We start from the raw sequence: 13,031 nt of genomic DNA, 5'->3' as shown, positions 1-13,031 counted from the left end.
AACTAACTTTCCTCATTGATTTAGTTTATATTCTTGCTTTCTCCTCTTAATACAGACGTTATAAACATATCTATATCTCCATCCATAACACCATTTACATTTGAAGTTTCAGTACCAGTTCTATGATCCTTTACCATTGAGTATGGGTGAAAAACATAGCTTCGTATTTGACTTCCCCATCCCATATCTTTTAATTCACCAGTTAAATCTTCTATCTTTTCTTTATGAGCTCTTTCCTTAAGTTCAATAAGTTTAGATTTAAGCATATTCATAGCAACTTCTCTATTAGAATGTTGACTTCTTTCATTTTGGCATTGAACTACTATACCGGTAGGAATATGAGTTATTCTTACAGCAGATTCAGTTTTATTAACATGCTGTCCACCAGCTCCACTTGACCTATAGGTATCTACTCTTAAATCAACTGGATTTATATCTATATCTTGATCTTTTGTAAGCTCTGGCAATACTTCTACCGAAGCAAAGGAAGTTTGTCTTTTCCCATTTGCGTTGAAAGGCGATATTCTAACAAGCCTATGTATACCTTTTTCAGTTTTCAAATATCCATAAGCAAATTCACCTTTGACTCTTAACGTAACACTCTTCACACCAGCTTCATCTCCAGCCAAATAATCTAATGTATCTAGCTTATACCCCTTTTTTTCACACCATCTTGTATACATTCTTAGAAGCATCTCAGTCCAATCATTGGCATCAGTACCTCCTACACCAGTGTGTAAAGTCAATAAAGCATCATTCCTGTCATACTCCCCTGAAAGCATAATTTCTATCCTAAATATATCTATATCATCATCTAATTTCTTTATTTCATTTATTATCTCATCTGCAGTACTATTATCATCTTCATCAATTAATTCTGCCAGAACTTCTATATCTTCTACTCTCTCACATAAAGAGCCATATCTACTAATCTTATCTTTTAAAGTTTTAGATTCCTGAGTTATTCTTTGTGCTTTATTAACATCTTCCCAAAAATCCTTTTCTTGCATTGTAAATTCAAGCTCACTTGACTTCTTTATTAATTCTGGGATGTCAAAGTGAAGCCCCCATTTCCTTAAGTATATTTTTAAATTCATTCAACTTTAAAAGCTGATTTTCTAATTCAAGCATCATATACAAATCACCCCTACTTTATTAAACTAAGTTATAGTATATCATTATATAATAATTTTACAACATCAAACAACTAACAAGTGGATAGAACTATTTAATGTTTCCTAGAAAACGTGATGCTCCTACATACGATACTTTGATGAGCTTCACAAAGAATTAATATGATTTCTTCCGCTAAAGCCTCTAAAACTGTATAACTCACTACGTTCGGACAATACAGTTTTTTAACGAGGCTCTAGCTTCAAAAATCATTTAATTCTAATAGCTCGCTCATATAGCATCTACTGTAGGAACATCACGTTTTTTGCCAATAAACATCAAATGTATCTTGAGGAAATAGAAGCAGCCGATATATATCGGCTGCATTTTCTGTTACTAAATTTTTATAATATTAAACTACTTCTCTTCCGCAGCAGTTTTTGTACTTCTTACCACTTCCGCAAGGACATAGATCATTTCTTCCAACCTTAGCTTCTTTTTTTGTTGGTTGTTTCTTTATTGAATCATCAACAAGATTTGTTGTTGTTTCTTCAACGACTCTTTCTCTTTCAGGTGTATGTTCCATTTGAACATGGAATAGAAGCTTCACAGTATCAACTTTTATGTTTTCAATCATTTCATCAAACATATTGCTTCCTTCAAATTGATAAGCCTGAACAGGGTCTTGTTGCTTATATGCTCTAAGTCCTATACCTTGTTTTAAATGATCCATATTATCAATATGATCCATCCACTTTGTATCAACAACTCTAAGAAGTATAACTCTTTCAACTTCTCTCATCTGCTCTTCACCAAAGTGTTCTTCTTTTTCTCTATATATATCTTTTGCTAAGCTAAGAAGTTTTTCTTTCATTTCATCATTTGATAAAACTTCTAAATCCTTAGGTTCAAACATTCCTTGTGGTATATATAGATCTTCCATATAACTTATTAACTGTTTTACTTCATCATCAAAAGTTTCTTCTTCACCAGATATATGTGAATCAACAGCCGCATATACCACTTCTCTAATCATATCCTGAACTTGTTCTCTTAGAGTCTCTCCTTCAAGAACTTGAGCTCTTTGCTTATATATTACTTCTCTTTGCTTATTCATTACATCATCATATCCAAGCAAAGTCTTTCTTACATCAAAGTTGTTACCTTCTACTTTCTTTTGAGCATTTTCTATAGATTTTGAAACCATCTTACTTTCAATCGCATCATCATCTGATAAACCAAGCTTCTCTACTACCCCTTGTAGCCTATCTGAACCAAATATTCTCATAAGGTCATCTTCTAATGATATGTAGAATCTTGATGCTCCTGGATCTCCTTGACGACCTGAACGTCCTCTAAGCTGGTTATCTATTCTTCTTGATTCATGTCTTTCTGTACCAATAATTTTCAGACCCCCAAGCTCAACTACACCTTCTCCAAGCTTGATATCCGTACCTCTACCAGCCATATTAGTAGCTATAGTTACCATACCCTTTTCACCAGCATGAGTAATTATTTCTGCTTCTTGCTCATGGTACTTTGCATTAAGTACCTGATGCTTTACACCTTTTCTCTTAAGAAGTGCAGAAAGTGCCTCTGATTTTTCAATACTAGTTGTACCTACTAGCATCGGTTGACCAGTTTTATTTGTTTCTTGTATTTCCTCGGCAATAGCGTTGAACTTTCCAGCAACTGTCTTATAAACTACATCTGGATTATCTGCTCTCTTTATAGGTTTATGTGTAGGAATGACAATAACGTCTAATCCATAAATTTCTCTAAATTCATTTTCTTCAGTTAATGCAGTACCAGTCATACCTGAAAGCTTTTTATACATTCTAAAGTAATTTTGGAATGTAATAGTTGCCAAAGTTTTAGATTCTCTTTCAACTTTAACACCTTCTTTAGCTTCTATAGCTTGATGTAACCCATCAGAGTATCTTCTACCTTCCATAAGTCTTCCGGTAAATTCATCAACTATGATTACTTCTCCATCCTTAACCATGTAATCTTTATCTAATCTCATTAAGTAATTTGCTTTCAAAGCTTGAGTTATATGATGTTGTAATTCCATATTATCAGCATCAGCATAGTTCTCTACACCAAAAGCAAGTTCTGCTTCTTTTATTCCATCTTCAGTAAGCATTACTGAATGAGCCTTTTCATCTACAGTAAAATGCTTCTCTTTAAATAATCTTTTTACAAAGAAATCAGCAATCTTATAGAAATCAGTTGATTTTTCACCAGCTCCAGATATGATAAGAGGAGTTCTAGCTTCATCTATAAGTATTGAGTCAACTTCGTCGACTATAGCGAAGCTTAATTCTCTTTGAACCTTTTCTTCTTTGTATATAACCATGTTATCTCTTAAATAATCAAAACCAAATTCATTATTAGTTCCATACGTTATGTCAGCGTTATAAGCTGCTCTTCTTTGATCATTGTCAAGATCATGTAGTATTACCCCTGTAGTAAGCCCCAAGAATTGATATATTTCACCCATCCACTCCATATCTCTTCTTGCAAGATAATCATTGACAGTAACTATATGAACACCTTTTCCTGCGATAGCATTTAAGTAAGCAGGTAAAGTAGCACATAATGTTTTACCTTCACCAGTTTTCATTTCTGAAATTCTTCCTTGATGAAGAACTATACCACCTATAAGTTGCTCTCTATAATGCTTCTCAGAATGTAGTCTGTAAGATGCTTCTCTAACTACAGCGAAAGCTTCAGGTAGTATACTATCTAAATTTTCCCCGTTTTTGTATCTATTTTTAAATTCTTCTGTTTTTCCTCTTAACTGTTCATCTGTTAATGCTTGCATTGCACTATCAAAAGTTTCTATTTTATCAACGATAGGAATAATCCTTTTTACTTCCCTTTCGCTATAAGACCCAAAAACTTTAGTAAGTATCCCCATGTTATTATCCTCACACTTCTGTATATTTTCATAACTCTCTAAATTATATCACTTATTTACATAACTTTTCAATAATTGATACGGGTATTTATAGTAAAATTAAACCATATTCTAGCTAATATTGTAAACATTTTAAAAACATTTAGTTATTTATTATAATTATTTCTATTTTAACCACTACGATAGTGGAAGTTTCTCTACATTTTATACTATAACTAATATTCTAGTCAAACATTTAATGGGCTGACCATTACAGTCAGCCCACGTTATTGTTATTTTTAGTATTCATACTCAGGTTCTATTAACCCATAATTTCCATCTTTTCTCTTATAGACTACATTAACTTGATTAGTATCTGCATCTTGGAAAACGAAGAAGTTATGTCCTATTAGTTCCATTTGAAGAACCGCTTCTTCAGCCACCATTGGTTTAATACCAAATCTCTTTGTCTTAACTATTTGTGCTTCGTCATCTTCAGGATCAACATTAGGCACATTGTCAAAGTTAATATATCTTACTGATTCTGCATTATTATATCTTCTAGAAAGCTTTGTTTTTTGCTTTCTTATTTGTCTTTCAATTTTTTCTTGTACTAAATCTATTGATTTGTACATGTCATCTGTAGCTTCTTCTCCTCTTAATATAGCACCATTAAAAGGAATTGTAACCTCAATTATTTGTCTGTTTTTTTGTACACTTAGTGTAGCTTTGGCTTCCACATTCGGAGTGAAATATTTCTCAAGTTTTGAGATTTTCCTCTCTACCGCTTCCTTTAAAGGATCTGTTAATACTATGTTTTTTGCTAATACTGTAACTTTCATATGGTCAGCCCCTCTCCTAATTAAAAGGTTATGTTTTTTTATTACTTTTTAAAGTATTTACTTATATATAAGATTATATTTATAATTATAGATACTTATATACAAATTTTATTTTTCTTAACCTTTGTTAATGTTGTATTTGTTAATTTAATTTTACACATTTAATTAAATAATAACAAGTATAATTATTTGAATTTACAGAAAATTTAATCAACTTAATCTTATATTCCTTTGTTATTCTCCAATTATCGTAGGCTTGTACATTATTTCGATTTTATTCATTTTTTTATTGTTCTATATGTGATTATAGATTTATATTACAACTATTCGTACTTTATTCGCTTTTTAAGAATTATCATATATTAAATTTTTATTAGAAATATACCAACAATCATTTTAGCTATTAATGGCCTTTTTTGCTTTATAAATAGTTTTCAGACTAAATTGGTAAAGCTTTAATTAAGTTATGTATTGATATATTTCTGCTCTAACCAAACCCCAAAATCAAAACAAAAATAAAAGTAGGTATCAACATCTAAATGCTAATACCTACTTTAAAGCTAGTTGACCTGGTCTTTGACCCCACACTCGCCTGCTGGAGCTTTTGCTACCCGGACTCAACCTCTCACTACTCACTCTCTCAGTTTTACTGGCAGGACTTACCTCTAAGCCGCACCATGCTCATTAAACCTTTTGTTCAACTTACGTGGATCGTTTCGCCTGCGACTGGCATCGACTTTCAACCACAAACCTAGCCCCTATTATCTATTATATATTACTTTTTGCAACAGTCAAGAGGATTACTTCTCCAGCTCCAGCCTTTATAAGTGCATCTCTACAACTCATAAGCGTTGAACCCGTAGTAATTACATCATCGATTAATATAATTATTTTATTTTCTATATCTCTAGGTGTTTTGGCTTCAAATACTCCAATCATATTTTCAACTCTTTCATCAATAGACAACCTTTTCTGTTCCTTTACCTCTTTTGATCTTCTTAAAGTATTAACCAATTTAATTCTACTGAGATTAGATAATTCTTTTCCTATAGCTCTACATTGATTAAATCCTCTCTTTTTTGATGAGGCTTTAGATATAGGAACATAGGTAATTAAATCTCCACTTATATGCTCTTCTTTCATTTTTTTATAGAGAATATGAGCTAAAAATTCTGCACTTTCAAAATTAGCAGAGTATTTTAAATTAATTATGAGTTCTTTAATACTACCAGAATAATAAGCAGCACTATGGCACTTGACTTTATCTTCTTTGTCTAAATAATATCCTCCATAAATATAAGCTACATTATTTAAACATCTATCACAAATAGACTCAGTATCAGTATCTGATTCACAACACAAACACTTATTAGAATGAGGATAGATTACTTCTAGCACACACTCTAATACATATTTAATTATTTCAGTAATCCTTTTTCCCACGCAGCTTTATTAAACTCCCTCGCTAAATCTTTTGCGTACTCCATTTGAGCAGAAACTTCATTTGCTAAAAGTATAACTTCTCCTTGAGCACCTCTTACTTTACCTACTTTACCACAAAGGTATACTATTTTTTTATAATCGAAAAATTTATCCTCAGCAAAATATATTATTACATCAATATTATCTAATTCCTCAAATTGCTGCACTATTAGATTAGTTATAACCATAACAGGTTTGTCTTTTATTTCATGTAATTTTTCTATATTTTTTAATTCACTATTATCTGTTACTTTAACCAATTTCATTCTTGAAGAAACTTTTAGTATATCGTTGTAGTAGTTATATACTATTTCTGTCTTCTCTTTTGAAGGTGTATGAATTATCACTTTCCTATTATTGTCTTTAAACCACTTTAAATAATCATATAGAAGATACGGTATATCCTTGTTTAAATCAATCCTTGTTGTTATAATTCTTGGTTCAACAAAAGGCGTCATTCTAAAGCAATTTCCAAGCTGTATATACGGACAATTTATAAACACAGCTTCTGTGCTATATACTATAGCTTTGTTTGATCTTTTATATAAAAAATCAACAGAATTTTGTATCTCTAATTTTCCTTGTCTAGAGAAACTAGTTATATCATCATAAATAATTAATTCGTAATCCTCTTCTATAAATCTAATGTTTTCATAGCTTATAAAATGAAGGTAGGTATTACTATGATAACTTCCACTTCTTATTATGGAATAGCTTTTAAACCCAAAAGAAAGTTTAAGATATTTCACTATATCTTCATTTACATTACCATCTTGAGTTACATAAAGTATTTTTTTATTATTAGATAAGATATTTGTTATTAGCTCCCTAAATATTCTAGAGGTATTATAAGGAACAGTGATTATATTTAACAGTCTACATTCATCTTTCTCATACCAATCATTTATCCTATTAACCGTATGATTTAATTCAACATATCTTTTATCCATTTCAATATTAACCATATTAACTCCTCACTTATTCAGACATAAATGCATCATTAGATATAATATCTTTAATTCTCCACTTTAATGAAGAAAATCTTTCATTACTCCTAGTATTGTCAACCATATATTTAAGCGCCTTTATCCCACCTACAACAACCACTAGCTCTTTTGCCCTTGTTATACCAGTATATAGTAGGTTTCTGTTCATAAGTAGCGGTGACCCCATATAAGAGGGTATTATAACAACCGGAAATTCACTTCCTTGACTTTTATGTATTGTTATAGCATATGCCAAATCTAACTCATCAAGAAATATATAATCATAAATCACTTTTCTCTCATCTTCAAATACTACACTTAATGATCTATTTTCTTCATCAATAGAGTCAATAAATCCCATATCACCGTTAAAAACCCCTACACCTTCATTCTCTCCAAATCCGCTTATTCTAGTCCACTTTAATGAATAATTATTTTTAGTTTGCATTACCTTATCCCCAACTCTAAAAATAATATCTTTCATTTGTTTTTCTTTCTTATCCTTACTCTTTGGATTCAAGATCTCCTGAAGCTTATTATTTAGGTTTGTTATACCAAGTACACCTTTCTTCATTGGAGATAAAATTTGAATTTGCTTTAACTTATCCCACTTTCTATTAAACTTAGGTAGTCTTGTATTTATTAGGTCAATCACAGTCATAAGGATTGAATCTATTTCTGATTCTTTTATAAAGAAAAAATCTTTATCCTTTTCATTTAATAATGGCATTTCACCTTCATTTATTCTATGTGCATTAGTAACAATCAAGCTTTCTTTGCCCTGCCTAAATATTTCTTTTAATCTTACAACCTTAGTAAACTCACTCTCTATAAGATCTGCAAGAACATTTCCTGGACCAACTGAAGGGAGTTGGTCAATATCTCCAACTATAATAACTCTTGTTCCAACCTTTATAGCTTTTAAAAGATTATTCATGAGAACTATATCTATCATTGAAGCTTCATCTACTATAACAACATCTGCCTCTAGAGGAGAACCTTCATCTTTTGAGAACATAGAAACATCCTCATCATCACTTACACCCATCTCTAATAGTCTGTGTATTGTTTTAGCTTCTCTACCGGTAGATTCAGTCATTCTCTTAGCAGCTCTTCCTGTTGGAGCCCCTAGCATAACCCTCATTCCAGCCTTTTCATACATTTCTATTATACATTTTATTATTGTTGTTTTACCAGTTCCTGGACCACCCGTGATAATTTCAATTCCATTAGTAAAAGCACCAATTATTGCGTCTTTCTGAGATTTAGCAAAACTTATATCATTTTTACTCTCAAAGGTATCAATTTCAAATCCTAAATCTAAATTAATATTTTGGAAATTGCTTATTGCTAATGTCAGTATTCTATTGGTTATACCTAGTTCACAATAGTAATAATATAAGTTAAATACTGCTTCTATATCATTTATTCTATCTATTTTTATCTTACCATCCATCGAGCTGTCATATATATTTTTTTCTATTACGCTTTTATCTACTGTAAGCACTTCTGAGGATTCTTTGATTAACAACTCTTTAGGCATAAATGTATTACCATTAGCACAAAAATCATTAATAACGTATTTTAGACCACTCTGTATTCTAAAGGGTGAATCAACCTCAATACCTAAAGATCTTGCAATCTTATCTGATGTTTTAAATCCTATTCCAGTTATCTCCTCACATAAAACATAAGGGTTTTCCTTAACAATATTTATTGAGTTTCCTCCAAACCTCTTATAAATCTTTATACATTGATTTGTTGTAACTCCATGCGCTTGAAAGAAAATCATAATATTCTTAAGTTCCCTTTGAGAAACATAAGATTCAATTATAAGCTCTAACTTTTTGGTTCCAATTCCTTCTATCTCACCAAGACGTTCAATATCACTATCCATTATTTCTAAAGTTTTTTCACCAAACCTACTGATAATTTTCTTAGCAGTAATTGGACCGATTCCATAAATTAAACCTGATGCCAAATACTTTTCTATAGCTTCTACAGTGTTAGGTATTATCTCTTCACATTCTTCAACCTTAAACTGTCGTCCAAATTGTTGATGTAAAACCCAATCACCTTTTAACTCTAAATTTTGGCCTTCTCCAATATAAGGGATCACTCCTACAATAGTTATAAGGGTCTTATCTGTTTTTATTTTAGCTACAACATATCCATTCTCATCATTCTTATAAACTATTGTATCCACAATGCCTCTTATAACTTCCATTTTATCTCTCCTAGTTTTATTTCACAATATTCTATTATAGATTATATCACAACATACAGTATTTAAATATTTACAGAATAATTTCACTTGTAAATATTGTTGCCTTTCTAAAGATAAAAAACTTCTAACCGAAATATACTTTTAAAACTCTCACGGCTTCTGGTGAGAGAATTTAAAAATATAAATTTTAATACGAAGTGGTACATCCATATAAATGTATGCTTTCAAGTTATAAAAGGTTAAATTTTTTTGATTGCTTGCCTTTTCAGATGTATATGAGGAAAATTTGGAAGGCAACCCATTATTCTTTTTTTCTTTAGTTATATTATGTTTTAGGTCTGTCACGCATTCTTATTCACAGATCTAATTGAATTATAATTTTCTAAAGGATAAAAAAATAATCTTTTCCCTTTTAAATAGTGTTTCTATAAATTAAATTTAGTATTATTATAAATATGAGGTGATTTAATGTTATTAATAAAAAACTGTAAAATAATTTTCTTCGATAAAATTGAAGAAGGCTCTGTACTTATTGAAGACGGAAAGATTAAAGCAATAAATCCAGAAAATAATATTGATTGCGAGACACTTGATGCAACGGGTCTATACTTATCCCCTGGATTTATAGATGTTCACATACATGGAGCTGGTGGTCACGATACTATGGATGGAACTTATAAAGCTATAAACGAAATATCAAAAACCATTGTAAAACATGGAACAACATCTTTTTTACCAACTACCATGACTGTATCAACGGAAGATATAAGTAAATCAATCGAAGCTATAACCTATGCAAAAAATAATGGAACTGATGGCGCGAACGTATTAGGTGTACATTTAGAGGGACCATTTATAAGTCCAGAGATGATTGGAGCTCAAAACCCTAATTTTATTTTAGAACCAACAATAAACAACTTTAAGAAAATGGTTGGCGAAAATATAGATACTGTAACCGCTATAACTATTGCTCCAGAAGTAGATGGTGCTAATGAACTCATTGGTTTTCTCAAAAATAATAATATTGCTGTCTCAATGGGACACACTAAAGCAAGTTATTCTGACGCAATTGAAGGAATTAAGGCTGGAGTATCTCATTCAACTCACCTTTTTAACGCCATGACTCCTCTTCATCACAGAGAGCCTGGTGTGGTTGGTGCAATTTTTGATACAGACATTACCACTGAGACTATTTCAGACGGTATACACATTGCATATCCTTCTCTTAGATCAGCATATAAAGTTAAAGGCATTAATAAAGTCCTATTAGTATCAGATGCAATGATGGCCTGCTGCATGCCTGATGGAGATTATTCTTTAGGAGGTCAAGATGTAATAGTTAAGAATGGCGCTGCTAGATTAAGAAATGGCGCTTTAGCTGGTTCTATTTTAACACTAGATAAGGCAGTAAAAAACGTAAAAAACAATACTTCTTATCCCTTATACGAAATAATAAGAATGGCTTCTTATAATGCAGCAAAACATTGTAAAGTTGAAGATATAAAAGGTTTGATTAAAGAAGGTTATGATGCTGACTTATTATTATTTGATGAGGAAATCAATATAAAATCAGTTCTTGTAAAAGGTAAGGTTGTATTTAATAAGACCATATAACATATCAAACCCATTCACGAATCAACATATCTATACCTCTATACATGTTGATTTTATATGAAATTTCTATATGTAAATTAGAATGATACCACTAGCTTTTTACGAATCTTTTAAAAAGTTATATCTATCAATACTTAACCTCAACCTTTAGGTCACAAAAAGTCGATAAAAAAAATAAAAAATGCTGCTAAAAAGCAGCATTTTTTCTATATATATTTCTTTATTTCTTCAACTTTATTTAATTGTTCCCAAGGTAAATCAACATCAGTTCTTCCAAAATGTCCATAAGCTGCTGTTTGCTTAAATATAGGTCTTCTAAGATCAAGATCTCTTATTATAGCACCTGGTCTTAAATCAAACACTTTACCAACTATTTCAACAATTTTGTCATCTCCAACTTTTCCAGTTCCAAAAGTATCTACTTCTATAGAAACTGGTTTAGCTACTCCAATTGCATAAGCTAACTCTATCTCTAGTTTATCAGCAACACCTGCTGCAACAAGGTTTTTAGCAACCCATCTTGCTGCATAAGCTGCAGATCTGTCTACCTTAGTTGGATCTTTTCCTGAAAAAGCACCACCACCGTGTCTTCCATATCCACCATAAGTGTCAACTATTATCTTTCTTCCAGTTAAACCACTATCACCTTGTGGTCCGCCTATTACAAATCTACCAGTAGGATTTATATAATACTTTGTATTTTCATCTAATAGGTTTGCTGGTATTACAGCATTTATAACATGTTCTTTTATATCTTTTTCTATTTGTTCTTGAGATACTTCTGGACCATGTTGTGTAGAAACAACAATCGCATCTATTCTAACTGGCTTATTGTCTTCATATTCAACAGTAACCTGAGTCTTACCGTCTGGTCTTAGATAGTCTAAAGTACCATTTTTTCTAACTTCACTTAATCTTCTTGACAGTCTGTGAGCTGAAGCTATTGGCATAGGCATATATTCTTCTGTTTCGTTTGTAGCAAATCCAAACATCATACCTTGATCTCCAGCACCTACTGCTTCAATCTTATCCATTTCACCCTTTTTGGATTCTAATGCTTCATCAACTCCCATTGCAATATCAGCTGATTGTTCGTCTATTGAAGTTAGTACTGCACATGTATCACAGTCAAATCCATACTTAGCTCTATCATAGCCTATTTCTCTTACTGTCTGTCTTACTATTTTAGGTATATCTACATAGCAATTAGTAGATATTTCCCCCATAACTACAACCATACCTGTTGTTACTGCTGTCTCACATGCAACTCTAGCATTCGGATCTTTTTCTAATATAGCATCTAATATTCCGTCTGAAACTTGGTCACAGATTTTATCTGGATGTCCTTCTGTAACTGATTCTGATGTAAATAATCTTTTCATTCAAAACTTAACTGTCTTCTAAAATAAAACAGTTAATTCCTCCCTTCATAAAAAATTATAATTATTGAAAAACCATTTAAGCTATTGCCTATGATTTTTTTTACGCATCTGCCTTTTCAAACGTTTGTGAAGAAAATCTGGCAGGCGAACAAGAATTTTTCTTACTGTATATCCATAAAAACTTCTAAAACCATTAAAATTTCTAGGTTTAGCTATCTTGAAAACCTTATAACTTCCTATACAGTAAAAAAATCTCTTCAAAGAAGAGATTTATAATTTCATCTCTCTTATCTCGCAGTTTATCTGCAGGAATTGGCACCATTGTGTATATCACCGGTTGCCGGGTTTCATAGGGCCCTTTCCCTCCACCTCTCTTGATAAGAGTTACATTATTTAATTATCTTTATTCATACAAAAAAGACACCACTATAAGTGTCTTTGTGGTGGAGGAGAGTGGATTCGAACCACTGAAGCAACTTGCAA

8 protein-coding genes and 1 riboswitch are annotated in these 13,031 nt (G+C 31.4%); of the genes, 1 reads left to right on the top strand and 7 read right to left on the bottom strand.

Features of this window, described 5'->3' with window-relative positions:
• Positions 1-20 precede the first annotated feature (20 nt).
• The 6 genes from prfB to recD2 form a co-directional block, all read right to left on the bottom strand.
• Positions 21-1,134, bottom strand: a protein-coding gene (gene prfB, locus OCU55_RS00805) for a peptide chain release factor 2 (protein WP_261850426.1) whose coding sequence is annotated in 2 segments (ribosomal slippage) — positions 21-1,055 and positions 1,057-1,134 — 1,113 coding nt in all. Because the reading frame shifts where the segments join, the coding sequence is not laid out codon by codon here.
• A 391-nt stretch (positions 1,135-1,525) separates the two neighbouring features.
• The gene (gene secA / locus OCU55_RS00800) at positions 1,526-4,036 is read right to left on the bottom strand and encodes a preprotein translocase subunit SecA (RefSeq protein WP_261850425.1); all 2,511 of its coding nucleotides are present in this window, start codon (positions 4,034-4,036) and stop codon (positions 1,526-1,528) included.
• Between the two features lie 278 nt (positions 4,037-4,314).
• Positions 4,315-4,857: a ribosome hibernation-promoting factor, HPF/YfiA family gene (gene hpf / locus OCU55_RS00795; RefSeq protein ID WP_261850424.1), complete on the bottom strand. Its 543-nt coding sequence runs from the start codon at positions 4,855-4,857 to the stop codon at positions 4,315-4,317.
• A gap of 768 nt (positions 4,858-5,625) precedes the next feature.
• Positions 5,626-6,300, bottom strand: a complete 675-nt coding sequence (locus OCU55_RS00790; RefSeq protein ID WP_261850423.1) for a ComF family protein — start codon at positions 6,298-6,300, stop codon at positions 5,626-5,628.
• Positions 6,276-7,304, bottom strand: coding sequence for a hypothetical protein (locus tag OCU55_RS00785; RefSeq protein ID WP_261850422.1), 1,029 nt, complete (start codon positions 7,302-7,304; stop codon positions 6,276-6,278). Before OCU55_RS00785 ends, OCU55_RS00790 begins: the two co-directional genes overlap by 25 nt.
• A 13-nt stretch (positions 7,305-7,317) precedes the next feature.
• Positions 7,318-9,552: an SF1B family DNA helicase RecD2 gene (gene recD2 / locus OCU55_RS00780; protein WP_261850421.1), complete on the bottom strand. Its 2,235-nt coding sequence runs from the start codon at positions 9,550-9,552 to the stop codon at positions 7,318-7,320.
• A 468-nt stretch (positions 9,553-10,020) separates the two neighbouring features.
• On the opposite strand from recD2, the gene nagA reads away from it, so the two are divergent.
• Positions 10,021-11,166, top strand: coding sequence for an N-acetylglucosamine-6-phosphate deacetylase (nagA, locus tag OCU55_RS00775; protein WP_261850420.1), 1,146 nt, complete (start codon positions 10,021-10,023; stop codon positions 11,164-11,166).
• Between the two features lie 206 nt (positions 11,167-11,372).
• On the opposite strand, the gene metK is transcribed toward nagA, so the two are convergent.
• Positions 11,373-12,548: a methionine adenosyltransferase gene (gene metK / locus OCU55_RS00770; protein ID WP_261850419.1), complete on the bottom strand. Its 1,176-nt coding sequence runs from the start codon at positions 12,546-12,548 to the stop codon at positions 11,373-11,375.
• 284 nt (positions 12,549-12,832) lie between these two features.
• Positions 12,833-12,932: riboswitch (SAM riboswitch) on the bottom strand.
• Between the last annotated feature and the right edge of the window lie 99 nt (positions 12,933-13,031).

Origin of the sequence: Clostridium folliculivorans, assembly GCF_024341905.1 — a bacterium.
Lineage (GTDB): Bacteria > Bacillota > Clostridia > Clostridiales > Clostridiaceae > Clostridium_AR > Clostridium_AR folliculivorans.
This window is presented reverse-complemented; position numbering and strand designations above follow the sequence as displayed.

Coding starts and splice junctions, on each gene's coding strand:
- secA (WP_261850425.1), bottom strand. CDS start 4,036: ATGGGGATACTTACTAAAGTTTTTGGGTCTTATAGCGAAAGGGAAGTA.
- hpf (WP_261850424.1), bottom strand. CDS start 4,857: ATGAAAGTTACAGTATTAGCAAAAAACATAGTATTAACAGATCCTTTA.
- OCU55_RS00785 (WP_261850422.1), bottom strand. CDS start 7,304: ATGGTTAATATTGAAATGGATAAAAGATATGTTGAATTAAATCATACG.
- recD2 (WP_261850421.1), bottom strand. CDS start 9,552: ATGGAAGTTATAAGAGGCATTGTGGATACAATAGTTTATAAGAATGAT.
- nagA (WP_261850420.1), top strand. CDS start 10,021: ATGTTATTAATAAAAAACTGTAAAATAATTTTCTTCGATAAAATTGAA.
- metK (WP_261850419.1), bottom strand. CDS start 12,548: ATGAAAAGATTATTTACATCAGAATCAGTTACAGAAGGACATCCAGAT.